General features: G+C 36.8%; 23 protein-coding genes, 1 other RNA gene and 1 pseudogene. 6 read left to right on the top strand and 19 right to left on the bottom strand.

Annotated elements, in window-relative coordinates:
- The 8 genes from BM157_RS03015 to BM157_RS03050 all read right to left on the bottom strand — a co-directional run.
- On the bottom strand, positions 1–297 hold a 297-nt coding region (locus BM157_RS03015; RefSeq protein ID WP_318255788.1), incomplete at its 3' end, for a transposase.
- Between the two features lie 137 nt (positions 298–434).
- Positions 435–878, bottom strand: coding sequence for a type II 3-dehydroquinate dehydratase (aroQ, locus tag BM157_RS03020; RefSeq protein ID WP_022503322.1), 444 nt, complete (start codon positions 876–878; stop codon positions 435–437).
- A 2-nt stretch (positions 879–880) separates the two neighbouring features.
- Positions 881–1390, bottom strand: a complete 510-nt coding sequence (locus tag BM157_RS03025) for a shikimate kinase (RefSeq protein WP_090139906.1) — start codon at positions 1388–1390, stop codon at positions 881–883.
- Positions 1383–2255 (bottom strand): shikimate dehydrogenase, encoded by an 873-nt coding sequence (gene aroE, locus BM157_RS03030; protein WP_318255789.1) that lies wholly within the window; start codon positions 2253–2255, stop codon positions 1383–1385. Before aroE ends, BM157_RS03025 begins: the two co-directional genes overlap by 8 nt.
- 109 nt (positions 2256–2364) lie before the next feature.
- Positions 2365–2886 carry a YqeG family HAD IIIA-type phosphatase gene (locus BM157_RS03035; RefSeq protein WP_022503319.1) on the bottom strand — a complete coding sequence of 174 codons (522 nt, stop codon included), beginning with the start codon at positions 2884–2886 and terminating at the stop codon, positions 2365–2367.
- A gap of 67 nt (positions 2887–2953) precedes the next feature.
- Positions 2954–3403, bottom strand: a complete 450-nt coding sequence (nrdR, locus tag BM157_RS03040) for a transcriptional regulator NrdR (protein WP_022503318.1) — start codon at positions 3401–3403, stop codon at positions 2954–2956.
- A gap of 327 nt (positions 3404–3730) precedes the next feature.
- Complete coding sequence (sigG, locus tag BM157_RS03045) at positions 3731–4507, bottom strand: RNA polymerase sporulation sigma factor SigG (RefSeq protein ID WP_022503317.1); 777 nt, start codon at positions 4505–4507, stop codon at positions 3731–3733.
- Between the two features lie 139 nt (positions 4508–4646).
- Positions 4647–5330, bottom strand: a complete 684-nt coding sequence (locus tag BM157_RS03050; RefSeq protein WP_022503316.1) for a zinc metallopeptidase — start codon at positions 5328–5330, stop codon at positions 4647–4649.
- A 180-nt stretch (positions 5331–5510) separates the two neighbouring features.
- On the opposite strand from BM157_RS03050, the gene BM157_RS03055 reads away from it, so the two are divergent.
- Complete coding sequence (locus BM157_RS03055; protein WP_022503315.1) at positions 5511–5765, top strand: PRC-barrel domain-containing protein; 255 nt, start codon at positions 5511–5513, stop codon at positions 5763–5765.
- Positions 5766–5843: 78 nt separating this feature from the next.
- Positions 5844–6893 (top strand): lactonase family protein, encoded by a 1050-nt coding sequence (locus tag BM157_RS03060; RefSeq protein WP_022503314.1) that lies wholly within the window; start codon positions 5844–5846, stop codon positions 6891–6893.
- Positions 6894–7000: 107 nt separating this feature from the next.
- On the opposite strand, the gene trpS is transcribed toward BM157_RS03060, so the two are convergent.
- Entirely contained in the window at positions 7001–8086 is a 1086-nt protein-coding gene (trpS, locus tag BM157_RS03065) for a tryptophan--tRNA ligase (RefSeq protein WP_055174133.1), read from the bottom strand.
- 162 nt (positions 8087–8248) lie between these two features.
- On the opposite strand from trpS, the gene pyrB reads away from it, so the two are divergent.
- Both pyrB and BM157_RS03075 read left to right on the top strand, forming a co-directional pair.
- A complete protein-coding gene (gene pyrB / locus BM157_RS03070) occupies positions 8249–9169 on the top strand; it encodes an aspartate carbamoyltransferase (protein WP_022503312.1) in 921 nt (306 codons plus the stop codon).
- Between the two features lie 16 nt (positions 9170–9185).
- Positions 9186–9614 (top strand): aspartate carbamoyltransferase regulatory subunit, encoded by a 429-nt coding sequence (locus BM157_RS03075; protein ID WP_022503311.1) that lies wholly within the window; start codon positions 9186–9188, stop codon positions 9612–9614.
- 207 nt (positions 9615–9821) lie between these two features.
- Here BM157_RS03075 and BM157_RS13200 read toward each other — a convergent pair.
- A pseudogene (locus tag BM157_RS13200) lies at positions 9822–10102 on the bottom strand (transposase); the annotation flags it as partial.
- Between the two features lie 254 nt (positions 10103–10356).
- Here BM157_RS13200 and BM157_RS03085 point away from each other — a divergent pair.
- Together BM157_RS03085 and BM157_RS12890 are read left to right on the top strand one after the other, a co-directional pair.
- Positions 10357–11745, top strand: a complete 1389-nt coding sequence (locus tag BM157_RS03085) for an alanine/glycine:cation symporter family protein (protein ID WP_022503310.1) — start codon at positions 10357–10359, stop codon at positions 11743–11745.
- Positions 11742–12077, top strand: coding sequence for a hypothetical protein (locus tag BM157_RS12890; RefSeq protein WP_147581221.1), 336 nt, complete (start codon positions 11742–11744; stop codon positions 12075–12077). The genes BM157_RS03085 and BM157_RS12890 overlap by 4 nt, the downstream gene beginning before the upstream one ends.
- A gap of 128 nt (positions 12078–12205) precedes the next feature.
- Here the strand turns inward: BM157_RS12890 and BM157_RS03095 are convergent, their stop codons facing one another.
- From BM157_RS03095 to BM157_RS03135, 9 genes are all read right to left on the bottom strand, one after another.
- The gene (locus BM157_RS03095) at positions 12206–14248 is read right to left on the bottom strand and encodes a DUF4012 domain-containing protein (RefSeq protein WP_090139908.1); all 2043 of its coding nucleotides are present in this window, start codon (positions 14246–14248) and stop codon (positions 12206–12208) included.
- Positions 14249–14413: 165 nt separating this feature from the next.
- Positions 14414–14802, bottom strand: an RNA gene (gene rnpB / locus BM157_RS03100) — RNase P RNA component class A.
- 49 nt (positions 14803–14851) lie between these two features.
- Positions 14852–15883: a tRNA preQ1(34) S-adenosylmethionine ribosyltransferase-isomerase QueA gene (queA, locus tag BM157_RS03105; protein WP_055174128.1), complete on the bottom strand. Its 1032-nt coding sequence runs from the start codon at positions 15881–15883 to the stop codon at positions 14852–14854.
- Between the two features lie 36 nt (positions 15884–15919).
- A complete protein-coding gene (pheT, locus tag BM157_RS03110; RefSeq protein ID WP_055306145.1) occupies positions 15920–18346 on the bottom strand; it encodes a phenylalanine--tRNA ligase subunit beta in 2427 nt (808 codons plus the stop codon).
- A 23-nt stretch (positions 18347–18369) separates the two neighbouring features.
- On the bottom strand, positions 18370–19389 hold the full coding sequence (gene pheS / locus BM157_RS03115; RefSeq protein WP_022503216.1) for a phenylalanine--tRNA ligase subunit alpha: 1020 nt from the start codon (positions 19387–19389) through the stop codon (positions 18370–18372).
- A gap of 96 nt (positions 19390–19485) precedes the next feature.
- Complete coding sequence (locus BM157_RS03120) at positions 19486–20973, bottom strand: hypothetical protein (protein ID WP_090139911.1); 1488 nt, start codon at positions 20971–20973, stop codon at positions 19486–19488.
- Between the two features lie 8 nt (positions 20974–20981).
- Positions 20982–21803 carry a hypothetical protein gene (locus BM157_RS03125; RefSeq protein WP_022503214.1) on the bottom strand — a complete coding sequence of 274 codons (822 nt, stop codon included), beginning with the start codon at positions 21801–21803 and terminating at the stop codon, positions 20982–20984.
- The gene (locus BM157_RS03130; RefSeq protein WP_090139913.1) at positions 21800–22864 is read right to left on the bottom strand and encodes a DUF5716 family protein; all 1065 of its coding nucleotides are present in this window, start codon (positions 22862–22864) and stop codon (positions 21800–21802) included. The genes BM157_RS03125 and BM157_RS03130 overlap by 4 nt, the downstream gene beginning before the upstream one ends.
- A 31-nt stretch (positions 22865–22895) precedes the next feature.
- Positions 22896–26453, bottom strand: a complete 3558-nt coding sequence (locus BM157_RS03135; RefSeq protein ID WP_055306147.1) for a DUF5717 family protein — start codon at positions 26451–26453, stop codon at positions 22896–22898.
- Position 26454 lies beyond the last annotated feature (1 nt).

A 26454-nucleotide genomic window follows, 5' to 3' on the forward strand; every position in this document is an offset into this window, starting at 1 on the left:
ATATTTGCGAACCCATTGATATAACATAGAATCACGAATTCCTGCGTGAATTGCGACTGATTTGTTGGATTCTCCGGAAATCACTCTAGCAACAAGTTCCAATTTTTCTTCAGGGGACCATTTTTTATAAGATCCTTTTGGCTTTAGTGCATCGGGCCCTTGAGCATCTTCAAGATGCATCCAATCATTTAAGTAATGGATAAAACGTTCTCTGGAAATACCTTTAGGAATGTCTGGAACAATCCCTTGGCGATACATCTCTACACATTTCCTTTTAAATTCATAACTATATCGCATAAAAATACCCTCCTTACTGGTTTGTCCAGTAAAGAGGGTACATATCAGTGTACAGGCTCTTTTTATTCTGCCCATTATAAAGAAGAACCTATAGCCAAATCGTGCTATAGGTTCTTCTTTATAATGATTATCATCTATTAATTACTCTTCGTCATATCTGTTAATGCTTCCATCGCATACAGATAACCTCTAAGTCCAAGTCCTACAACCTGTCCCTGACATACTGGAACTGTAACAGATGTATGTCTGAATTCTTCTCTTGTATGAACATTGGATATATGTACTTCTATCTTCGGTATTGCAGCTATCGAAGCAAGTGCATCTCTTACTGCATAGCTGTAATGTGTAAATGCCCCCGGATTAATTACAATACCATCAACATCATTGTAATAAGCTTCCTGAAGCTTATCTATAATTGCACCCTCATGGTTGCTCTGGAATACCTCAACTTTAACATTAAGTTCCTCTGCTTTCTTGTTAATCATATCAACAAGCGTGTCATAATTATCATTGCCATATATTCCTTTTTCTCTTATTCCAAGGAAATTAATATTAGGTCCGTTAATAACAAGTATCTTCATTGCTAATCCTCCATATTCTTAATGATTGCTGTATACATCTGTTCAAATGACATCTTCTGCGTATCAACTATCATATCAGCCGCATCCAGATATATATCTTCTCTCTGCTCCATAAGGTTATGTATCTTCTCGTGAAGCCCACCGCCCTGTAATAATGGACGTTTGGTGTCCTTACTCAACCTTTTGCAGAGTTCCTCCTCAGAAGCTTTAAGATATACTACTGTTCCAAGCTTTCTTAAAAGCTCCCTATTGACCTCTCTTAACACAAGTCCGCCACCAACAGATATGACGCAGTTATCAAGAGTATCTGATAACTCTTTTACCGTCTCTGTCTCCATATCCCTGAAAGCTTCCTCTCCCTTCTTTGCAAAGATTTCGCTTATTGTTGTATTCTGCTTTTTCTCGATATACTCATCTGTATCATAGAACTTTCTATCGTGTCGTCTTGAAACCCAGCGGCCAAATGTCGTCTTTCCACTTCCCATAAATCCAATAAGTACAATATTATTCAATTCCAAGTTCCTCTTTCATCTTATTATACACTTTATCCGCCTGTTCTTTTGTGACACTTACATCATTCCATAACTCATACGCCGCAACCCCTTGGTATAAAAGCATTTTTAAACCGTTGCAGGCTGGCTTTCCGGAATTTTTACACATTTTCATAAAACGTGTTTCACTAGGATTATATATAATATCAACTCCGACTTTTACCTTCTTATAAAATGCTTCATCATCAATTACAACATCATCCACATTAGGATAAAGTCCAACGCTTGTGGTCTGTATCACAACGTAATCATCAGCTTCCAGCTTATCATACTCACTTATAAGCATAGGCTTGATACATTCTTTACCGAAATAATCATTAACTGCTTTGGCTATATCGTAAGCCTTTTCCTTAGTCCTGTTAAGCACATATATTTCTTTAGCACCGCTCTTTGCACATAAAAATGCTATTGCTCTTGCCGCTCCGCCTGCACCAAGAATTACACAACGGCTGCCTAAAAGCACAACTCCCTCGTCTATAAGTTCTCTTTCAAGTCCCAATATATCTGTATTATAGCCTTTATAGCCCTTATCTGTTCTTACAAGCGTATTAACAGCTCCTATAGCTTTAGCAAGCGGATCAATATCCACAAGTGACTCCATAACAGCCTGCTTGTGTGGAACTGTTACATTAAGTCCTAATATGTTAAGTGCATAAGCTCCATTTACTGCTGTGACAACATCACCCTTTTCAACCTTGAAGGTTGTATACACCATATTCATATCCATAAGCTGTGCAAGGCTGTTATGTATCACCGGGGAAATTGAATGTCCCACCGGATTACCTATAAGACCGCACACTCTTGTTGTACCATTAATATCTATCATTAAAATCTTACTTCCTTTCTTATGAGCTTATATCTAAAGTACAGATAAATTCATATATTATGAAATCACAATAAATATATATCTTGAAATTATATTAAACCTATATGTATTAGAAACCTGCTTTTCCGCCTTCTCTTTTAATATGCTTCTTATAAAAATGCAGAACTATCCATTCAAGCCTTCTTTTTAGAATTATCTGTATTTCCTCGTGCTTGTCTATCGGCTTTACAAGAACAGACTTAATTCCTGCCCTGTTAGCACCCCACACATCTGTGAACAACTGATCCCCCACAAAATATGTGTCAGACTTATCAGTATTCATATACTCCATAGCTTTAACATAATTCTTAGGAGATGGCTTTCCTGCCTTGCTTACATATAATGAACCAACCTCATCTGCAAGCGGCTTAACCCTGTATTCTTTATTATTGGATATTATGCAGGTATTATATCCCATAGCCTTTAAATCACCAAACAGCTTCTTTGCACGCTCAGTAACTGGTGCTCCGTGTTCAACAAGCGTGTTGTCAACATCAAATATAATTCCCCTGTAGCCTTTATCATAAAGTCCCTTGTAATCTATATCGTATGCAGAGTCTATATACATATCCGGATAAAACCTTTTAAACATCTGTAATTACTACCTTTCTTATCAGCCTTTCTGCTGTTCTTAAGCATTTGTTACTTTTAAGTATCTACTACTTTTTAAGTATTTTCTTGATTTCGTCCATAAATGTATTAACATCCTTAAACTCCCTGTATACAGAAGCAAATCTTACATATGCAACTTCATCTAAATCCTTTAACTTATCCATAACAATAGAACCTATCGTTGTTGTAGGTATCTCTTTCTCCTCCATATTAAATATCTGTCCCTCAATGTCATCTACCATATCATTAATCTGTTTCATTGATATCGGACGCTTATGGCACGACCTGACTATTCCAGCCACTATCTTTTCCCTGTCATAAGGTTCTCTGTTATTATCTTTCTTCACAACTATAAGAGGAAGTGTCTCTACTTTCTCGTATGTGGTAAAACGCTTTCCACATTCATCACACTGACGGCGTCTTCTTATAGAGCTGTCATCTGTAGGTCTTGAATCTATTACTCTTGTATTCTCTTTTCCGCAATATGGGCACTTCATTCACAAACCTCCCCTAAATACAATAAACTACTAGAATTATAGCCCACTGGTGCTGTTATGTCAAAATATCTATAAAATATTCCATAAACACACTATAGCACTAATTAATAATCAATCTATATTACAGTCAAAAGCCTTTCTGACTGTAAAGACATACAATAATAATACCATATACAATACACATAACATAAAATATCAGGGCTGCCGCACCAAATATAATCTATAATATAAAGACATTATCAACCTGTTATTATCTTCCTATTATAAATTCTACTTTGTGCGACAGCCCTTTATTTATTTATTATTTTATTAATACTTGCTATGCTGTTAAGACATATGCTTCTTCATATTCTTAAGAGCACATTTTTCAAGCCTGCTTACCTGTGCCTGTGATATTCCAATCTCTTCGGCTATCTCCATCTGTGTCTTATATTCATAAAAACGCTTTCTTATTATCTGCTGTTCACGCCCGCTTAACTTTGCAAAGGCAGAGTCCAATGCCAGATGTGTAACCCAGTTCTCTTCCCCATCTGCTTTATCTTTAATCTGGTCTATGACATATAATGTATCCCCGCCTTCATTAAATACCGGTTCATACAGTGAAACAGTTGGGGATACAGCCTCAAGTGCTATAACAATATCCTCCTTAGATGCTCCTATCTCACTTGCAATCTCCGATATTGTCGGTTCCTTCTGCCTGCTCTTTAATAGCTGTTCTTTTGTATAAAGTGCCTTATAAGCCATATCCTTTAATGAACGGCTTACTCTTATTGCACTGTTATCACGAAGATACCTCTTAATCTCCCCAGTAATCATTGGAACTGCATAGGTTGAGAACTGCACGCCCTGCGATACATCAAAATTGTCTATTGATTTTATAAGACCTATACAGCCAATCTGGAATAAATCATCCACATTTTCATTACTGTTAGAAAATCTGCCAACAATGCTTAATACCAGACGGAGATTACCTTTAATAAATCTCTCTCTTGCTGTCTGGTCACCAGCCTTTATCTTTAATAAAAGCTCTTTCTTCTCCTTCGCACTAAGCAGAGGCAGCTCCTGCGTATTAACACCACATATCGTAACTTTTACACCAGCCATTAACCTTTCCTCCTAAAGACATTGCGAACATTTATCTTTAGTGGAAAGGCATACATTTAAGTTCGCTTATATTACAAGCATTACCACATAAATGTACTTTTATACTGTTGTGAACTGGCAATTATATACATATTTAATATTAATCATCTCTTCTTGTAAGAAGAACAAGTCTTAAAAGCTGAAGAATAGATGTAAGAAGTGCCGCTACATATGTTAATGCTGCTGCTGTAAGCACCTTTCTTGCACCGGTAAGTTCACTTGACTCAAGCATATTACGTTCTCTTAAGGTTCTTAATGCTCTTGCGGAAGCATCAAATTCAACCGGGAGAGTAAGAAGCTGGAATACTACAACAAGTGAGAAAAGCACTACTCCAAGCTGCATAAGTCCTGTAGCTCCAAGGAATAAACCTAAAAGAATTATTGGCCATGAAAGAGCTGAACCAATATTAGCTATCGGTATTACAGCTGCTCTTATCTTAATTGGAAAATATTCTTCGTCATACTGCATAGCATGTCCACACTCATGGGCGGCCACGCCTATAGCTGCTACTGATGTTGAATTGTATACAGAATCTGATAATCTAAGAACTCCTTCCTTTGGTGAATAATGGTCTGTAAGATTACCGCTTACTCTCTCAATTCTTACATTAGTAATTCCTGCCGCTCTTAATATTTCCTGTGCTGCCATAGCACCTGTAAGCCCTGAACGGCTGTTATACTTATCATATCTGTTAAATGTCGATTTAACATTCATAGATGCTATAAGACTTATTATTGCACCTATAATAACGAGTATATATGTTGCATCATAGAAATAATACATATATTTTCCTCCATCGAATTATCAATTTTATTATTTAATATGATAGCCTATGCCAATCTGTGTGTCAAACCCATAACACATTTGTTCATTAATATTTCATTATTATACCTGTTATATGCACTTTCCCCTTTAAAAATACATATTTTATATTAAGTATAATTATATAAAATGAGGTGTTGTATGAAGATATTTGAACTAAAAAACAAGCAGGTTATCAACGAAGAGGACTGCTGTATTATAGGCTGTGTTATTGATATTGACTTTGACCCTAAAAATGGCTGTATCAATTCTATAATAATTCCTGGTCCTGGACGGCTTTGCGGCTTCTTTGGACGTGAATTTGTGTATGTCATACCTTTCAGATGTATCAAATCTATTGGGCGTGACATTATCCTTGTCAATGTCTGCCTTGATAAACATAAAGAAAAATGCTAATATATACATATAATTTAGTGAGTACACGGTTATTTAACTTATCTTGACTATACGTTATATTTTGATTGGAGGTTACTTATGAACGATAGATATGTGGCTTATGCAGGTACTTATACCCACGAAAGCAGCAAAGGTATTCATATATATGATATGGACGTTGAAAAGGGACGAATAACTGAAAGATGTGAGGTTACAATTGATAATCCCTCATATATAACATTATCTTCTAATAAGAAGTATTTATACGCAATATGTGATCAGGGTATTTCTTCATTTGCTATTACTGAAGATGGTTCTCTTGAACTTATGAATGTTGCTTCTATCAACGGAATGAGAGGCTGTCATATTTCTGTAACTAAGGATAACCGTTTTCTTGTTATTTCCGGCTATCACGATGGCAAGATTACTGTAATGCATATTAATGCTGATGGTTCTTTAGGTGATATAGCTGATGAGGTATTTCATAAGGGTCTTGGAAGCGTTGCTGAACGTAATTTCAGACCCCATATAAGTCATACCTGCTTTACACCTGATGAAGAACTTTTATGTGTATGTGATCTTGGAATTGACCAGATTAAGCTTTATGAATTCAACCATACAACTGGAAAGCTCAAGCTTTTTGATATTATACGTTCACAGCTTGAATCTGCTCCAAGAAAGATGATATTCTCAGAAGATGGACGATTCGCTTATGTTGTATGTGAATTAAAGAATTATATTAACGTATATTCTTATGATGCTTCTTCTGATAAGAACAGATTTGAGATGATTCAGAATATATTCACTGTAAGACGCGACCATAAGTCTAACAGTGCAGCTTCAGACATATGCCTTACTAATTCAGGCAATAACTTAATCTGCTCTAATGCCGGTGATAACACTGCTACAATATATTCTGTGGACAAGACTACAGGAAAGATAATTACACTTAACTCACTTCCTGTAAGTGGTGATTATCCTAAGTACATATGCCTTTTTCCTGATGACAAGCACCTTTTATCCATGAATAATGAAGGCAACTCAATAACAATATTTACTGTAGACTATACCAAAGGACTTATTGTTATGAATGGCAAAGAACTTAAAATATCACGTCCTAACAATATGGTTATTAAAAAGTTAGATTAATTGATAAAGGATCGGCCATAAATCCAGACCAAGCCTTTATCAAAGCAAAAGGCACTGTGCTATATGCATTCTCATCCTGAATACATATATGGCACAGTGCCTTTTTATTATCCGCTGTACTTTTCTGACTGTGCATTTATAAGCTGAACATCATCAAAGTAATTAATCTTCATAGCAGCCTTAACTTCGCTTAATGTCTGTTCTGCTACCTCATAAGCATTCTTAGTTCCCTGTTTAAGTATCTCGTATACATAAGGAATATCCTTCTCATATTCGTGTCTTCTATTTCTGATTGGCTCTAATTCCTTGTTAAGAACATTTAAAAGGAACTTCTTAACCTTAACATCACCAAGTCCACCTCTCTTATAGTGGTCTTTTAATTCATCAAGGTTATTATACTCTGGTAAGAATAATCCAAAGTCTTCTTCCTTACTGAATGCATCAAGATATGTAAATACAGTATTACCTTCTATCTTACCAGGATCCGATACCTTAATATGATCTGGATCTGTATACATACTCATAACCTTTTTCTTAACATCTTCTTCTGTATCAGAAAGATATATGCAGTTACCAAGCGACTTACTCATCTTAGCTTTGCCATCTGTACCTGGAAGTCTTAAACATACTTTATTATCCGGAAGAAGTATCTGTGGTTCTACCAATGTATCTCCATATACTGAATTGAACTTTCTTACAATCTCTCTTGTCTGTTCAATCATCGGCTCCTGATCCTCACCTGCCGGAACTGTTGTAGCCTTAAATGCTGTTATATCAGCGGCCTGGCTTATTGGATAGCAGAAAAATCCAACCGGTATGCTCGCTTCAAAGTTACGCATCTGGATCTCTGACTTAACTGTTGGGTTTCTCTGAAGTCTTGAAACTGTAACAAGATTCATATAATAAAATGTAAGCTCTGTAAGCTGTGAAATCTGTGACTGAATAAATATATCAGACTTAGCTGGGTCTAAACCGACTGAAAGATAATCAAGTGCAACCTCTATTATGTTCTGGCGTACCTTCTCAGGATTATCAGCATTATCTGTAAGTGCCTGAGCATCTGCTATCATAATAAATATCTTATCGTATTCACCTGAATTCTGTAATTCTACTCTTCTCTTTAATGAACCAACATAATGACCAACATGAAGCTTTCCTGTTGGACGGTCACCTGTTAATATTATCTTAGACATATTGCTCCTCCATTCTTATGCAACGCATCTATGCATATCACAAATATTCATAATTTTATCACATTTTTTTTAAAATAACAATTGAGAATTAATCTAATTAATAGTAATATATATAACAGAGTGCCAAGAGCACAATAATATATACTTGTGGAGGAACAATTAATGAAACATTTACTTAGTCCACTAGACTTAAGTGTCACAGAACTTGAAGATTTACTTAATCTTGCAAGAGACATTTCTAAAGATCCTAAAAAATACAGCCATGTATGTGATGGTAAAAAGTTAGCAACTTTATTTTATGAACCTAGTACAAGAACCCGTCTTAGTTTTGAAGCAGCAATGCTCAATCTTGGAGGGTCTGTATTAGGTTTTTCTTCTGCTAACTCAAGTTCAGCATCAAAGGGCGAAAGCGTGGCTGATACTATACGGGTAATTTCCTGCTATGCAGACATATGTGCTATGCGCCACCCAAAAGAAGGTGCTCCTATGGTTGCAGCAAGCAAGTCTTCTATACCTGTAATCAATGCAGGTGATGGCGGACACCAGCACCCAACACAGACACTTACAGATCTTATGACTATAAGGGAACTCCGCGGTTCTCTTGACAACTTTACAATAGGCCTTTGTGGTGACCTTAAGTTCGGAAGAACTGTTCATTCACTTATCAATTCACTCGTAAGATATAAAAATGTCAAATTCGTGCTTATATCTCCTAAGGAATTAAGAATACCTGATTATATAAGAGATGATGTATTAAAAGCCAACCAGGCTGAATTCATTGAAATGGAAAACCTAGAAGATGCTATGCCTGAGCTTAACATATTATATATGACAAGAGTACAGCGTGAAAGATTCTTCTCAGAAGATGAATACCTCAGAATGAAAGATTTCTATATACTTGATAAGTCAAAAATGGCTCTTGCAAAAGAGGATATGTATGTTCTCCACCCACTTCCTCGTGTTAATGAAATATCAGTAGATATAGATGATGACCCAAGAGCTGCTTACTTTAAACAGGTACAATTCGGTGTATATGTAAGAATGGCTCTTATTATGACACTTCTTGGTCTTAATAACAAGTAAATATAGGAGGGTAATTATGTTAAATGTAGGACAACTTAATGAAGGCTTTGTACTAGACCATATTGAAGCCGGCAAATCAATGATGATATATAATAACCTTGGTCTTGGCGAACTCGACTGTCAGGTTGCTATTATCAAGAATGCAAGAAGCAGTAAAATGGGAAGAAAGGATATTATCAAGATTGAGGGCGGACTTGACCTTGTTGATTTAGATGTATTAGGATTTATCGATCATAATATCACTGTTAATATTATTAAAGACGGACAAATAGTAGATAAGAAATCACTTTCATTACCAAAGCAGATTACTAATGTTATCAAATGTAAGAATCCTAGATGTATTACTTCTATTGAACAGGGTCTTGACCATGTATTTGTTCTTTCTGACCCTGTTAAGCAGGTATACAGATGTAAATACTGTGAAGAGAAATATACTGGTAAATAATATCCCCCAATACAACATTCGTACAGCTTTATTATATAAGCTTGAAGTTCTAATGTAATCTTCTGATTATATAGTAAAAAGGGGATGTGAAAAAACTCGATTGAGTTTTTTCGCATCTCCCTTTTTGTACCTGTTGTGTATAAATGACTGAAATCATGCGCAAAGAAAGCACACTTCCCCTACCCCATAGAAATTCTTTTTTTGAATCTATGCGGCAGTTCTGTTTCTCATCTTTTTTTCTGATGTTTATATAGATTGTGGCCTATCGCCACAAGTAAAACTTCCAGTTTGACTGAATGAATACCTCTTCGGACAATTCTCTTGTACCAACGGTCGTTTTTTATAATTCCGAAAGTCAAGTGTTCATAATGACGCTGTTCTTTGGATTTTCGCTTTCCACTTCCGTAAACAAATGTACTTGTATCCAGTTCCCATAAAAGTACTAGCTGCTCAACGATTTCATTCAGATAATCCGGTACATACTTAGTTACCAGTGAACCAATGGTATTTAGATAATGCAAACAATACTTGATGAAATTCCATGTTAAACGATGCTGTAGGCTTCAAACATAGTTGAAAGATTTAATTATTTAAAGTTTTTGACTTTAACCCTTAAAAGTACTTGCGTTTAAGGGTTAATATGGGCTATACTATTATGGAATTTGTCCGGGAATCAGGCTGTTGTAGATGACGTGAGCAGCATGTATCCCGGATGTTGTGAGTATGGAAGAGGGTTTAAAGTATGATAGTTACTCTGATTGAGAAAGTATATAGTTTTCTGTGGGGAGATCTGGTGCAGATTCCACTGCCGGGCGGCAGCACTCTGGGGATTTCGCTTCTGATTATATTACTGATTCCTACAGGAATTTATTTTACGGTTCGGACGCGTTTTCTGCCGATTCGCCTGTTCCCGGATATGGTGCAGGCACTGGTTGAGAAGAAACAAGAAAAAAACAGTCTGTCTTCATTTCAGACACTGATCGTTTCGACGGCAACCCGTGTCGGTATGGGAAATCTGGTCGGTGTTGTTGCGGCAATTTCGGCAGGCGGCGCCGGTGCGGTTTTCTGGATGTGGGTGACGGCAATTATCGGTTCATCAACAGCTTTTATTGAAGCGACACTGGCACAGCTTTATAAAGAAAAAGATCCGCTGTACGGAGGTTACCGCGGCGGTCCGGCGTATTATATTCATGCATATGTAGAAGAAAAACAAAAGAAAAAGAGAAACAAAGTGGTGATTTCTGTGTTGTTTGCAATCTCCGGTCTGATCTGCTGGTGCGGTATCAGTCAAGTGATCAGCAATTCTGTTGTTTCTTCATTTAAAAATGCATTTTCCATTCCGCCGATCTATATGACGGTAGTACTTGTTGCTGTGGCTGCTGTGATAGTGCTTCGTAAAGATGCGACAGTTAAGATCCTGGATATGGTAGTGCCGGTCATGGCGGTATGCTATTTTGCAATCACGATTCTGATCATTGTGACGAATCTTGGAAGTTTACCGGGTGTTTTTGCAAGAATTTTTGAGGAAGCATTTGGATTCCGACAGGCAGCAGCCGGCGGTTTTGGCGCAGTCCTAATGAATGGAATCAAACGTGGACTGTTTTCGAATGAAGCAGGTTCCGGATCTGCTCCGTGTGCGGCAGCAGCGGCAGAATGTGACCAGCCGGTCAAAGCCGGATTGGTACAGGCGCTCGGGGTATTTGTGGATACGATCGTGATCTGCAGCTGTACAGCATTTATCATGCTGCTTGCGCCGGAAGAAAAAGTTACAGGACTTTCCGGAATGGATCTTCTGCAGACAGCAATGGAACATCATCTTGGCCGTTTTGGTGTGATCTTTATTGCGGCGACGCTGTTTTTATTCAGTTTTTCGACGTTTCTGGGCATCCTTTTTTATGCGAGATGCAATGTTGCATATCTTTTCGGAGATAACTGGGCTTCACAGACTGCATACAAAGTACTGGCACTTGTGATGCTGTTCATCGGCGGCCTTGCAGCATATACATTTGTGTGGGATCTTGGTGATGTTGGAATCGGACTGATGACGATCTTTAATATCATCATTCTTTACCCACAGGGTGAGAAGGCTCTGAAAGAACTGAAAGAATACGAAAAAGAAAAAAGAAAATGAAAAACACAAAGAGAAAGCATTTGAAACTATGTCTGTTGTTATTGTTTATGGTTTTGGGATGTTTTGCGATAACCAATGTCAGGACGACAACGGTGCAGGCATCATCGCGGACGTTCAAATCAAATGGCAGAACCTATATGGAAAAGCATAATGACAATACACTTAATACGGTATTGTATCAAAAAGTTTCCGGACGTTACAAACAGGTTGCGAAATCGTCAACATATCTCATCTACAGATTTTCTTATGGAAAGAAATTGTATTTTTCAAGTGCTGACGATGAAACTTCTGATATACCAGGGGTAATTTTCGAACATTTTTTGGGGATGTGAAAAAACTCAATCGAGTTTTTTCACATCCCCTTTTTTTATTTCATATATACCATATAATCAACAGGTTGTATACACTACAACCTGCCTTCATAACACTTTCTAAAATATTCAATACTTACTGACTTGTTTTATCTGTATGCCTGTAATGTAGGTGTTGTGCGAATCTTAAGTGGTGTATCAACGCCTTCTGCTGTTGTTACTGTATACTTTATTACCTGTGGTGAACCTGCTTCTACTACAAGATCAACATTATAACCAACCTCAAGATTATCATACTCATCAGTTGTTATCTTAAGGCCATTATTAGTCTCAAAGTTACCTATAGTACCACCTGCTGGTGCGAATAAATGAACAAATCCTCTTATTCCACCATCGAATCCACCAAGAATATAGCCACCTGCTCTTGTTATATTGCTTCTTTTAATTGTATTAGTTAATGTCACAGTAATATCATAGCTTCTTGTTCCATCTGTATTAATAACAGGCTCACTCATCTCTGTATCAATATTTAAGAACCAGCCTAATTTACAAGGCTCATATAAGCTGAAGAATACTCCTGCTTCTGGATTAGCCGGGTCATCATTAAGATTCCCTGAACAGCCTGCATCCTTAGCATACTGCTCTTCCTGCTCATCTACGAACCAGAGCATAATTGTGTTCTCTTCAACACCTTCATTAAACATATCTACATATTCATTAATTCTCTTAAAATCAAAGCCTGATACCAATACTGCCATTGCCTGCTTGGCTGTCTCTGCAAAAAGACCATCAACATATTCATTAGCTTCATTATAATCAACATTAGTGCCTCTGTCACTAAGATATTTATAATAAAGCTCATACTGTAATACTGATACGGCATTATCACCATTAAGCTCTGTTCCATCAGGAAGTGTAATTGGTCCTGATATTCTAAGAACCTTCTGTATAATAGTCGGTGTAAGTGAGAGCACACCATCAACGCTCTCACCGTGCTTAGCTTCATAAGCCAAAGCCCATATCTGAGCAGCTCTTTCAAAATCAGGGTTAAAACTTGCATCTCTTGAATAGATTAACGTATCATTGAATATCTTTAATTCTTTTCTTGTAACATTAGCTTCATCTGGTGGGTATGTTGCCAATACATCATTAACAGGATTAAAATCTCCAATTGACATTACACCATCTTCAACCCTTATTGTTCCGATTGAACCTGGGAAACCACCTGCAGCTCTTATCTCTGCTGTATTCTGTGCAGCAAGAAGATATACCTTATCACTTCCATCGCCGATAAATGCTTTCATTAATGGAATGTAATCTTCATAATCTGTGTACATACTCATAAGTGATGTTATCTTATCACTATAAGAAGATATCATTGTTCCCATACTTCCCGGAAGTTCAACCTTGTTCATCTTAGCAGTCATATTATTAACCACTGGCTGTATCTGCTCTAAAAGATCAAGATAGGCATTAATTGTTGTTACACTAAAACCATCACCTACTTTAAGACCTGACATAGGGTATTCTGATATTGTTGCTACTGCCGGCTTTATAATATCATCTGATGCATCTTCAACAAGTCCTATAAGTGTATCTACTGACTTAACATACTTTCCTGCAACCGGAATGTGGCTTGCCATCTTCCACAATGGGCTTGATAATGTCTTGCTTATCTTATAAGTTGTATTGTCAAGCTTTAATACTGCTGTATTAGCTGCCTCAGCATCCTGGGCTTTTACAGCTCCAAGCATATCATTCATCTCTGTCTTTAATTCATTAGCATTCTTTAACATTCCCTTGGCATCAGATAAGCCTTTAACACCCATAATTCCTATAATAACAACAACCGCAGCTACTATTGAAACAATTGTTATAGTACGTTTCTTTTTCTGCTGTTTTGTTAATCTCTTCTTACCACTGTGGCTGTGATGTTCCCCACTGCTATGGTGGCTGTGATGTTCCCCACTGCTATGGTGGCTGTGGTGTCCTTCACTACTATTGCTGCTGTGATGTTCTGAATTATTGTTACTGCCCTCTCTTACATTGTGACGGCTGTTATTGTTAGCTGTATTACTGCCAGTATGCTGGACATTGCTTCTTCTATGACCACTGTTCTGGCTGCTTTTATTATCCACAGTGTTCTCACTGTTTAAGTTCTCATTGTTATCTTTATAATCATTATTGTTCATTACTATCCATCCATTTCCTATTATAAAAAAGAATGTGCTAAGCACATTCTCGCGACGAGTGCTGTCGCTTGCGACAAACTACAGCTTCACGCGAGTGCGCATAACTGGCACATAGTGCCTTTTATTTAATAGGAAATTATATTGGAATTTCCTATTAAATAAAAAAATATGAGCAGTACTATAAGCCGGGTTATGTCCAGCCAGGCTTTGACCTGACTACTGATGATCATCTATCTAGACCTGCTGTTACCAGCAGGCTCAAGCAACCTACCTAAAAGCACGACGGGCAGCCGTATCGCTTTATATTTGGTCTTGCTTCGAATGGGGTTTACATAGCCAGTATTGTTACCAATACCACGGTAGTCTCTTACACTGCCTTTCCACCCTTACCAATAAGCTCAACACTAAGTGTTAAGCACTGGCGGTATATTTCTGTTGCACTAGCCTTGGAGTCACCTCCACCGGACGTTATCCGGCATCCTGCCCTGCGAAGCCCGGACTTTCCTCACCTGCGGTCTTTCGACACTTGCAGCCGCGATCATCTGTACTACTCACATTTATTAGTATTATTAAGTTAATTGTAACTTTGTAAACATCTAACGCCTACTTAATGAACATAGCATCCCCAAAACTAAAGAATCTGTAACGTTCTTTTACTGCAACTTCATAAGCATTAAGAACATTTTCTCTTCCTGCAAGTGCTGACACAAGCATTACAAGAGTTGATTCTGGGAGATGGAAATTAGTTATAAGACAATCTATTGCCTTAAACTTATAACCTGGATATATAAATATTTCTGTCCAGCCACTCTTAACTGGTATATGTCCATTTTCATCAGCTACTGATTCAAGAGTTCTTGTGCTTGTAGTTCCTACAGCTATAACTCTTCCACCATTAGCCTTGGTATTATTAATTATATCTGCTGCTTCTTTATCAACCTGATAGAATTCTGAGTGCATATGATGATCAAGTATATTCTCAACCTTAACTGGTCTGAATGTTCCAAGACCTACGTGAAGAGTAACTCTTGCAATCTTCACTCCCATATCTTCTATCTGTTTAAGCAGTTCTTTTGTAAAATGTAGTCCTGCCGTAGGTGCTGCTGCTGAACCCTCGTGCTTGGCATATACTGTCTGATAGCGGTTCTTATCTTCAAGCTTATGTGTGATATATGGTGGAAGCGGCATCTGTCCTAGTTCATCAAGAATTTCCTCAAATATGCCATCATAACTAAACTGTATAAGTCTGTTACCTTCCTCAACTATATCAATAATCTCACCTGTAAGCTTTCCGCCACCAAATACTATCCTTGCACCAACCTTGCATTTCTTTCCTGGCTTAACAAGGACTTCCCACGTATCCTGTCTGTCTTCGAGTCTTTTTAACAAAAGCACTTCAATGGCAGCACCTGTTCCTTCTTTCTCACCGATAAGTCTTGCAGGTATAACCTTAGTATCATTAATTACAAGGCAGTCACCCGGCTTAAGATATTCTGTTATATCCCTAAATATCTTGTGTTCTATAGCTCCTGTGTTCTTATCAAGAACCATCAATCTGGAGCTTGAACGGTCTGACAGAGGGTCTTGTGCTATAAGTTCCTCTGGCAGATCATAATAAAAATCATGTAAATCCATAATAATCCTCTATTCAGATTGTGCACTCTATATTCACTACATACGAAGTTCGATTCCATTATCACTTAAGTCTTTATATATCTTCTCCATTACTGGTGTGATATCCTTATCCTCAAGTGTTCTGTCCTTAGCTCTAAAAGATATTGAATATGCTACTGACTTGTAGCCCTCTTTAATCTGGGCACCTTCATATATATCAAATAACTTGTAACTCTCAAGTATGCTTCCGCCGCGTTTCTCGATTATCTTCTCAATCTTTCCTACAAGAACTGACTTAGGCATAACCATACTTATATCCCTTGTAACTGCTGGGAACTTGGCAATACCCTCAAACTTTCTGTCAAAGCTTGCCATCTTAGTTACAATTGAAAGGTCAATAACAACAATATATGTTCTGTCGCCTAATGAATAAGTATCTGCTACATCTGGATGTAATTCACCCATATAGCCAATCTTTGTTCCATCATAGATAATCTCTGCCTGACGTCCTGGGTGAAGGAATGTAATTCCTGCCTCTGGATTGTATTCCGGCTTAACTCTCATTCCAATTCTTTCAAGGAATTCTTCAACTACACCCTTCATCTGGAAGAAATCAACATCTCCAAATGCTCCAAGCGTGAACATAACTCTCTCATCTGGAAGCTCGTTAACATCATCTGCTGCAAGATATACCTTTGCAAGCTCATATAACTTAACATTCTTATTACGTCTGTTATAGTTAGTTGATAATGATGTAAGCATACCATTAACAGGAAGTGTTCTCATTATTGAGAAATCTTCTCCTAATGGATTAGAGATAACCACTGTCTTTCTGTATTCTGAGTCGGCCGCAAGCTTAAGCTTATCAAATACCTTAGGGCTTTCAAATGAATATGTCATAGCCTGTGAGAATCCACAGAACTGTGCAACTTCACCTGCTACATCTTCAATACTTCTCTCAAATGGTATCTTACCCATTGTTGTAGAACCCTTTGGAAGTGTTGTAGGAATATTATCATATCCGAAGAATCTTGCTACTTCCTCTGCAATATCTGCATCTCTGTTAAGATCCTGTCTAAATGTAGGAATAATAAGCTCATTAGAAGCTTCATCATATTCTACTTCAAGTCTCTTGAAATATGAAAGCATATCTTCCTTTGATACATTTGTTCCAAGAAGTGCATTATACTTATCTGGTTCAAATGATATTCTCTTCTTAGATACCGGCTCATCATATATATCAACAACACCGCCAACTACTTCACCTGCACCTAACTGTTCTATAAGGTCACAGGCCCTGTTCATAGCTTCAAGTGCAAGCTCTGGATCTAAGCCCTTCTCAAACTTACCAGAAGCATCTGTTCTTAAACCAATCTTCTTAGTTGACTTTCTTATATTAGTTCCATCAAATGTTGCAGCTTCAAAAAGCATTGTCTTAACATCATCTGTTATCATTGAGTTCTCACCACCCATAATACCAGCAAGACCAATAGCCTTTTCTCCATCACATATAAGAAGTGCTTCTGAATCAAGTGTTCTTTCCTGTCCATCAAGTGTAACGAACTTCTCATTCTCAGCAGCAGTTCTTACAATAATCTTCTTATCAGCGATTGTATCATAATCATAAGCGTGCATTGGCTGACCATATTCTATCATAACATAGTTAGTAATATCTACTATGTTATTAATAGGTCTGATGCCTGCTGTCATAAGTCTGTGCTGCATCCACTTTGGTGATGGAGCAAGCTTTATATTCTTAACAACTCTTGCTGTATATCTCTTGCAAAGCTGCTTAGCTGCTACTTCAATCTTAATATAGTCATTAACATCTTCGCTATTGCCTGTAGCATTAACAACTGGAGGATTGAATGGCTTTCTGAATGTAGCTGCTGCCTCTCTTGCGATACCAAGGATACTATAGCAGTCTACACGGTTGTTAGTAATCTCATATTCAAATACTGTATCATCAAGTCCAAGATATTCTACAGCACTCTCTCCTACTTTGGCATCATCACCAAATATATAAATACCATTTTCTGCTGCATCTGGATAGAATTCTCTTGATGAACCAAGTTCTTCAATTGAACACATCATTCCATAAGACTCAACGCCTCTTAACTTGCCTTTTTTAATCTTAATTCCATCTTCTGGAAGTGGACTTCCATCGTGTCCGCCAGCCACACGTCCGCCGTCAAGAACAACTGGAACTTTCTGTCCACTTGTTCCTGGTTCAATATTAGGAGCACCTGTAACTATCTGAACAGTTTCATTTCCTACATTCACCTGACATACTACAAGCTTGTCTGCATCTGGATGTCTTTCTACTGAAACAATCTGTCCTACAACAATTTTATCCAGATTTTTATCAAGCTCATTAAAACATTCTACCTTAGTACCTGAAAGAGTCATAGCATCTCTGAATTCCTGATTTGTACACTCTAAACCTGGAACAAGGTCCTTTATCCATTTAATAGATGTATCCATACTTATCCTCCACTTATTATTAATTAGAACTGCTTTAAGAATCTTGTATCATTCTCGTATAACAATCTCATATCATCGATTTCGTATTTAAGAAGGGCAACTCTTTCAAGACCTACGCCAAACGCAAAACCTGTATATTTATCTTTATCAATTCCGCACATTTCAAATACATGTGGGTGAACCATTCCGCAGCCAAGTATTTCAATCCAGCCCTCACCCTTACAAAAACGGCATCCCTTGCCGCCACATTTAAAGCAGCTTACATCCATCTCGGCACTAGGCTCTGTGAACGGGAAATGATGTGGTCTGAACTTAACCTTAGTATCTTCACCGAATAACTCCTTAGCGAATTCTGCAAGTGTTCCCTTAAGGTCAGCAAATGTTATGTTCTCATCAATTACAAGACCTTCAACCTGATGGAAGCAAGGTGAATGGGTTGCATCAACTTCATCTGCTCTGTATACACGTCCAGGTGAAATCATTCTTATTGGAAGTCTGCCTTTTTCCATAACTCTTGCCTGAACAGGTGATGTCTGTGTTCTAAGAACAACTTTATCATTGATATAGAATGTATCCTGTTCATCTTTTGCTGGATGGTTAGCTGGAATATTAAGTGCCTCAAAGTTGTAATAATCATATTCTACCTCTGGACCTTCTACAACTTCGTATCCCATTCCTATAAATATCTTTTCTATTTCTTCACGCGCAAGCATATTAGGATGTTTATGTCCAAGTTCAGCTTTCTTGGCTGGAAGTGTTACATCAATTACCTCTGCCTTCATCTGAAGCTCTCTCTTCTTGGCAGCAAGCTCTTTCTTGGCAGCCTCTAATACTTCTTCAATTGCCTGTCTTGTTTCGTTGACAATCTGTCCAACCTTAGGTCTGTCCTCAGGAGCTACCTCCTTCATACCCTTTAAAACTTCAGTAAGCTCGCCTTTTTTACCAAGAAAAGCAACTCTGATATCATTTAACTTATCAAGAGAATCTGTTGCCTTTATCTGTGACAACGCATTTTCTTTGATTGCATCAAGTCTTTCTTTCATCTTATCCTCCTTCTTGCGCTATTTACACATTGTTAATCATTTCGCAAAAAACCACTCTCAATTGTAACACAATGCTCATATTTCGCAAGTATTATTTTAATTATTCTTATGTCTTTTCTCATAAATCTCAAGAACCTGCATAGCTTCCTTGGCATGCACCTTATTCTTTTTAGTCACATTTTTAATATTATTTCTTGCATCTTCTATTCTTGATTCATTATATTCTATCTGTTCTCTTAACTTCTGGCGTCTTATGGAAAGATTATGTCTTACCTCTACCATTTCTTTAGGATTAAGTATCGCCTTAACTTGTCCTATCCATATATGTGTATCAATTACACCAAGCTGTCTTAATATATCTGTAAGCTCCGCTTCTGCCTCATTAAGATTACTTGTTATCTCAAGTATTTTACGCTGTTCATCTTTCATCTCAACATATGCCTGAAACTTCTGCTCAAGCTCAAATGCACTCTTTACCGCATATTTGCTATATTCATATTCAAGCACATTTACAGCATTTACATACTTTATCTTGTACTTATTAAGAAGTGCTGTTGCTTTATTAAGCTTTACCTCTGTCACATACACTTTTCGTTCTGTTGATTTAAGATAAGCAAACAGACCAAGCGAAAGCGTAAGTGCAAGTATTACAACTGTTATGAACATTCCAATGTGTTCATCATCTGGTGAAGCCGCTGATATAAGAAGAAATATAACAAACACCCCTACAAGAAGTGCCAGCATAAGTACTGAATACTTCTTAATTCTAAGCTGTTTTTTCACAAGGTCATTTGCCTCTATACGATACATTGACCTCTCACCCTTAATCATTCTTACATTCTTTAATACTGTATTGTAATCTTCTTCATCGTGCCTCAGCTTTACAAGTGCCTCTGGAAAATCTTCCTCATAAGATTCCATCATACGGTACACTTTGTTGGAAAGCTTGTTCTCCGGTGATTTAAAAATACGCCTGTCAACCGACAGATTATCAACACGGTCTGCCGCATACATAAGCTTAAGCTTTATATTTTCCGGTGCATTCTCGATTCTTTGTATATCCTCATAATAATCAGTTACACTGTCATATTCTACCTTGGCATTTTCTATATATCTTGAAGCTTCCTCCATAATATCACACTGGCTTTTAACAAAGCTCCCAACCTCTGAGCCTGTAAATCCTGCCGTGTCAACCTCTTCAAGATTATCCTGCGTATTATTGACCGCTCCGCCAAGATTAACCTTATCAACTGTTCTTATAAGCGTCTGTGCCTGTATACTGTTAAGCAGGTGGTCATATTTTTCTTCTTCCTTTAACACATCTGCCTGCTGTTTCTTAGTCTTTTCTGTCAGCCCTCTGAATTCATCAGCAGATGCATCACTGCCAGCCGTCTTATATAATTCTTCTTCCAGATCATCATTATGATTACTGCCAGTATACGAACCCACCTGATAGCTGTGTATCATATCATTAATAGAACGTTTATTTCTAAATCCATTCTCATCTTCATACACAAGCTCCTCAAGGTCTTTTAAATCCTCATCACTGTCATAATTATTTTTTAAGAATTTGAATAATCCCACTTGTCTTATCACCTCGCAGTATATTTATAATAATCCTGTTTCCAATTGGTAAGAATATCATCTAATACTTTATGATACCCTGCCACATCTCCTGCATTTTTATACTTCTCTGTGTCATTAAGCTTTCTAATCTCGTCCTGATACGCAGCATTATCCATAAGCTGTTCTATCTTTCTTCTTATGATATACTCCTCCTCTGGCACATCTTCATTAATAACACTTCCGTCTTTATCCATAAACCACTTTGCCGCAAGGTAACACTTGTATGAATTCTTATGCTGTCCTATCTCATATGCTTTCATAAAGCTGTATGAAGCCTCATTATATAAGAACATTCTTGCAAGTGCAACACCCATATTATGGTACACACCTGCTAAGAACGCTGCCGGGGCAGCATTGCTGTATTCATCTATAATCTGCTTATAACAGTCAACCGCCTTATAGAAGCACTCATTAGAAAGAAAACTGTCCCCTCTTAATCCAAGTCTTTCATAAGCATTCTGATTATCAAGCGTATTCAGTATTTCGCTTATCTTTTCAATCTGTTCCAAAGAATAATAATCAACTGATTTAAGTATTGTGACAAGCATACTTGCCAACAGCTCATTATTACTTTTCATTATGGTTAATCTCTGGGCAAGTGCTGTATTTCCCACTTCATCCCTAAGAAATGTTATAAGCTCATCATTGATAAAATCATTAGTAAGTATATATATATTATTGTAAATATAATAACACAGTTCTTCTTCTGTATACAATCTGATACCTGACTGCATTATATATAAAGGATTGTCTGCAACCTTCCCCCTGCACAAAATCATTGCACTCATACATCTGCCTCACTTAAATCCAGTTCTTCAACTATAACACTATCCGATGCCTGATATATCTCACCAAAACCAAGGTCTTTTACTGTAACAATACATTTATCCTGTGAAGATGCCTTTACATTCATTGATATTCTTGTTGTCTTTCCTTCCCTGTAAGGAATAGAGCTTATATCAACCTGCTTTTCTATATATTTTCCGTCCGGCCATATAATCTGGAAATTTATAACCGACACATCTTCAATAATAAAATCAATTGTTCTTTCTGCCATATACCAGTTAGTTCCCATTTTGACAATTCTAAACTTCATAGGACGTCCGTGTTCTGATATATCCGTTTCAATATCAGCTTTTATCCTGCCATCTGTAAGAAGGCACACATTACCAAATACCTGTGGAGATATATACTCCAACGCTGCAAAGCACGCACCTCTTACATATAAATTCTGCCCAACAAATGCTTTTCTTCCTGCAACTAATACTTTGGTGAATTCATCTGGAAGCCTGTCCACATCAAATCCCATACCTGTAAGATATACACTTGAAGCCCTGTGCTTCTTAAAATATTCTGTCATATACAAGGTAACGGAATGTGAAGCCTTTTCTATTGTACTTCCTTCAGGCTGGCTTAATGTATGCTCCTGTAATATGTACTGCATATCACCAATCTTATTGCAGTACAATCTGTATACATCAATTCCCGAAGCATTGTAATCCATAAGCACTGTACCATTCTGATAAAGTTCCTTCTTCTGGCTGTACGCATAATATGCAAAGCTTTCTATTCTGCTTATTATCTGGTACTGCTCATTTGCAACACCTGCATTGTACAGCTCCTCCTTTACAATCTCCAGTGTATCTTTGGTAAAATCAGGAACAACAACACATATAGAAGCTACACTGCTGGCATTTTTCTTATTAATAACAGCTTTTATATTCTCTGATAAAGTTTTGTCTTTTTCGGTATCTGCTGCCACTGGTGCTTTTAACTCACTGTCATACACACACATCTGTATATTATCCTCAAGCAGCTCCACTCCTATTATCAAATCTGTATCGTTCATAACTATCTCCATTCTTAGCAGGAATTTAGTCTTACTGCCTCATATTCTCTGGTACAAACAACTGCTTTGTCACATAATCTTCTACTGCATAGCTTTCCATAAGCTTCTTTAATGTAACCATATCCCTTAGCTCCTCGCTTGCAAGACATTCATTAATTGCATCAAATCTGCCCTTATTATCTCCATCATTAAGGTTATCGTACAATATGTTATATTCCTTCGTATTAGTGTCTGTTCCAATTGTATAATTATATATAACCTTGTCGTTATAGAACAATGAAAGTCTGTATGTAAATACTCCGCAGTTATCACATTTCATAACTGCACTTGCATATTCTTTAGCATCATTAACTTTATAATTAATGACAACTTTATTATCAGGATTGCCATAATACTCAATCACTGTAACACCACATGCATTATACGGTATATTAAGAACACCATTAAAACGTTTATAATAATCATAGATTATCTCTTTTGCACATAATTCATCAAGAATCTTCTGTGCTGTGTCTTTAATATCTGGTTTATTCAATTCTTTTATATTCTCTGATACTTTTTTAAGCCACGCAGCAAGGCATATTACAGGAATACCAATCTTATCTTTGTAACATTCTTTTACAACCGTAAATGTTATGTCACTTACATTTTTTCCTTTAATAAAATATAAAAATGAATTATAAGCTATATATGCTTTGGCTATCAGCTGTGATGCACCTTTATTATAATAATCTGTAAATACCTGTGTAAGCTTATCATAATAATCTTTATCCTGAGTAAACATATACTGTGAGATAACCCTCTCAGAAAGATTTTTAATATTTACGCCAAAATCAGATGCACTCTTCCACAACCTGTACATATCCTTGTCTGAACCATTATAATTATCAACCATATATTCAAGTACCAGCTCATTATACAGATGATTCCTGAACACATATTCACACAATATATCTTTATAGCTTTCCTTATTAACCGAAGCAGTAAGCTCGTGTACTATGAACTTAAACATCTTGCCTGCTGGAACTATTGTATAGCCGTAGCGTTCCATAAGTTCCCTTGCCTCATAATACATTCCGTACTCCAAAAGTATTTCAATAAGCCCCTGTGCCGTATTGATATCAAGACCATCTTTAATAAGGTCACTGTACTCATCATTAAAGGTTTCACCTTCATAATATTCTTTATAATATTCAATAAGCCACGAATTAATAAGTTGTCGGTATTCGTATGTAACTCCTTTAACCATCGCCGCTTTCTTATATATAGATGGTGTATCCGCATTATATATATGCTTCTTTCTGCAATAATCTGCTCTGAATAAAGCTATATATGGCTCTTCAATGTCATATTCATCTAACAATGTTATATCCAGTGGTTCTTCTAATATCTTTTCTATCTCATAATTGACAGTGTTTCTTCTTATAACTCCGTCCGTACAGATAAATGCCATAGAACAGTTAGAGATATAAAGCGGAATATATATATCATTGCCTGTCATCTCATATATTGCAGGCTCTTTCATATAGCCGCATTTTACTATAACAGCTTTTACTTTACTGCAATCAGCAGTTACACGATACATAAATCTTAACTTAACCGCATATTCTGCTGTTTCATTATTGATAAGCTGTGGCTTTAAAAATTGTCTGTAAAGATACATAAGGTCATTATTGATACAGCCGGCCTTTAACTGCTCATAAAGATACAGTTCTATCATCTGCTCGTACGAATCATATATATCCTTATAGAATGCTTTATTATAGACAACATTGGCATATAAGAAGGACTTCCATTCATAATTAATACCTGAATCATATGTAAAATACAAAAGGACAATTCTTGGAATTCTCACCTTTATATCTTTCTTTATGCTTGCCATATAGAACTCATATAATCTTGTTATTCTTATGCCTCTAAGAACCGCTTTCTCATAAAATGGAAATGCTTCCTCACCAGCTATTCCTTCCCTTACCATATGTGATATTAATACTTCTAATATGTCATCTTCTTCATATATTGTATAAAGTTTTTTTAATATCTCTATATTATCTTTATTAGTAATTCTTTCATTGGCAATTACAGCCGCTGCCTGCTTTGCAAGCTTTTCTGTAATCATATTGTACTTTATACCAAATGCTATCACCTGAATCTCAAATCTGTTAAACAGCCTTAACAGCTCTGGCTGTGCATTATATATATTAAGTGCCTCTAAATACATAACCGGGCTTATACAGCCATCATTAAAGCAATCCTTTATTCTTATAAGCTTAATGCTCTTGTTATTCTCAGACTGTCCGTCTATATAGAATAATATCCACAAAAGCACCCAGCTGTCATATCCGTGTTCATAACACTCTGTAACTATCTGGGCTACATCTGATGTATATCCTGCATCTTTTCTTTCAAGCGTGCTTACATAAAGGTAAAGACTGTATAACTCAATATGATTATCAACATCGCTTAATACCCTGTCCTTAATGTTCTCAAGAATTCTGCTTCCATTGTAATCATCACCTGATATAAAATTAACACCAGCCTGCAATACGTCAAATATTATGTCCGATTTCTTCAATCCACGAACTCTGTCAAGAATTTTATTAGTGTTAATAACCCATTCCTGCTTGGTTATGCGTTTCATTCTGAACTGGAGATATTCTGCTGTAAGCCTGCTCTTTGCAGTTCTTATCTCTCTGTGTTCATCAAAGCCGCTGTCATTAACAATCTCTTTTCCATTTATTGTAATCTCTATTACTTCCTGATGACTGTAAGAGCTTATTATAATATACGCATAGTTATTGCCTGCATGAAGAAGCTTATCATCTATTATATAATCCAGCTCATATACATCACCTATGAAATCATCAGAAGTTATTATTCCTCTTTTCATCTTAATAAATGGTGCTTCACACTGTACGTCAAGCTTTATATAGCCCCAGCCGTTCTTTTCTATAATTATGCTGTCCTTTTCGTTAGCACCATCTATATTATAATCTCTTATATTATTATCAACACTGAAAGTAAGAGCAGACTTTTTCTTAATTGCTATTAAGAACTCCTCCATTGACTCATATACATTTTCTCTGTCATACAGGACATCGTAAAGATTATTTAATACATCATCACCCTGTAAGAATATTTTTTTGAATTTATCGGATCTGTATAAGCTTACTGCTTCTTCTTTATTAACCTGCACAAGATTAGTAAAATGGAACAGGTTATCCGCTTTTCCAAGGCTTGTATCTACTGTTTCTTTAACTGCTGTAAAGCTGTATAATACCTCTTTCTCTCCAGCATTAGTAACAAGCGTGAACTCTCCTTCTATGCTGTCCCCCTCTGAAAGTCCCCTTGCATCTATAACGTATTTAATATCACTGTCTTTTCCCGCAAATGACGGTGTAAGCACTGTCACCTTGGCATTATCAGAGTATACTACCCCCTTAATTACATCTTGCGCCTGTATATGAAATTCTGCATTATGTATTGTGTCACAGATAACATCTTCTATAATAACATCATCAGGTTGTATTATATCTGGAATGTCATATCTGAACTTTCCTCTTGAAAGTCTGTTAATATACTCTCTCATC

Origin of the sequence: [Lactobacillus] rogosae, assembly GCA_900112995.1 — a bacterium.
GTDB classification, from domain to species: domain Bacteria; phylum Bacillota; class Clostridia; order Lachnospirales; family Lachnospiraceae; genus Lachnospira; species Lachnospira rogosae.

Excerpts from the sequence above, each read along its gene's own strand:
- BM157_RS03055 (WP_022503315.1), top strand. The coding sequence starts at position 5,511 with ATGAAGATATTTGAACTAAAAAACAAGCAGGTTATCAACGAAGAGGAC.
- BM157_RS03075 (WP_022503311.1), top strand. The coding sequence starts at position 9,186 with ATGTTAAATGTAGGACAACTTAATGAAGGCTTTGTACTAGACCATATT.
- pheT (WP_055306145.1), bottom strand. The coding sequence starts at position 18,346 with ATGGATACATCTATTAAATGGATAAAGGACCTTGTTCCAGGTTTAGAG.
- BM157_RS03050 (WP_022503316.1), bottom strand. The coding sequence starts at position 5,330 with ATGTATTATTTCTATGATGCAACATATATACTCGTTATTATAGGTGCA.
- BM157_RS03125 (WP_022503214.1), bottom strand. The coding sequence starts at position 21,803 with ATGAGTGCAATGATTTTGTGCAGGGGGAAGGTTGCAGACAATCCTTTA.
- aroQ (WP_022503322.1), bottom strand. The coding sequence starts at position 878 with ATGAAGATACTTGTTATTAACGGACCTAATATTAATTTCCTTGGAATA.
- queA (WP_055174128.1), bottom strand. The coding sequence starts at position 15,883 with ATGGATTTACATGATTTTTATTATGATCTGCCAGAGGAACTTATAGCA.
- BM157_RS03135 (WP_055306147.1), bottom strand. The coding sequence starts at position 26,453 with ATGAGAGAGTATATTAACAGACTTTCAAGAGGAAAGTTCAGATATGAC.
- BM157_RS03095 (WP_090139908.1), bottom strand. The coding sequence starts at position 14,248 with ATGAACAATAATGATTATAAAGATAACAATGAGAACTTAAACAGTGAG.
- aroE (WP_318255789.1), bottom strand. The coding sequence starts at position 2,255 with ATGATAGATATTAATGGTACAACAAGAGTGTGCGGTCTTATAGGTAAT.
- nrdR (WP_022503318.1), bottom strand. The coding sequence starts at position 3,403 with ATGAAGTGCCCATATTGCGGAAAAGAGAATACAAGAGTAATAGATTCA.
- BM157_RS03130 (WP_090139913.1), bottom strand. The coding sequence starts at position 22,864 with ATGAACGATACAGATTTGATAATAGGAGTGGAGCTGCTTGAGGATAAT.
- BM157_RS03035 (WP_022503319.1), bottom strand. The coding sequence starts at position 2,886 with ATGTTTAAAAGGTTTTATCCGGATATGTATATAGACTCTGCATACGAT.
- trpS (WP_055174133.1), bottom strand. The coding sequence starts at position 8,086 with ATGTCTAAGATAATATTAACAGGTGACCGTCCAACAGGAAAGCTTCAT.
- BM157_RS03085 (WP_022503310.1), top strand. The coding sequence starts at position 10,357 with ATGATAGTTACTCTGATTGAGAAAGTATATAGTTTTCTGTGGGGAGAT.
- BM157_RS12890 (WP_147581221.1), top strand. The coding sequence starts at position 11,742 with ATGAAAAACACAAAGAGAAAGCATTTGAAACTATGTCTGTTGTTATTG.
- BM157_RS03060 (WP_022503314.1), top strand. The coding sequence starts at position 5,844 with ATGAACGATAGATATGTGGCTTATGCAGGTACTTATACCCACGAAAGC.
- pyrB (WP_022503312.1), top strand. The coding sequence starts at position 8,249 with ATGAAACATTTACTTAGTCCACTAGACTTAAGTGTCACAGAACTTGAA.
- sigG (WP_022503317.1), bottom strand. The coding sequence starts at position 4,507 with ATGGCTGGTGTAAAAGTTACGATATGTGGTGTTAATACGCAGGAGCTG.
- pheS (WP_022503216.1), bottom strand. The coding sequence starts at position 19,389 with ATGAAAGAAAGACTTGATGCAATCAAAGAAAATGCGTTGTCACAGATA.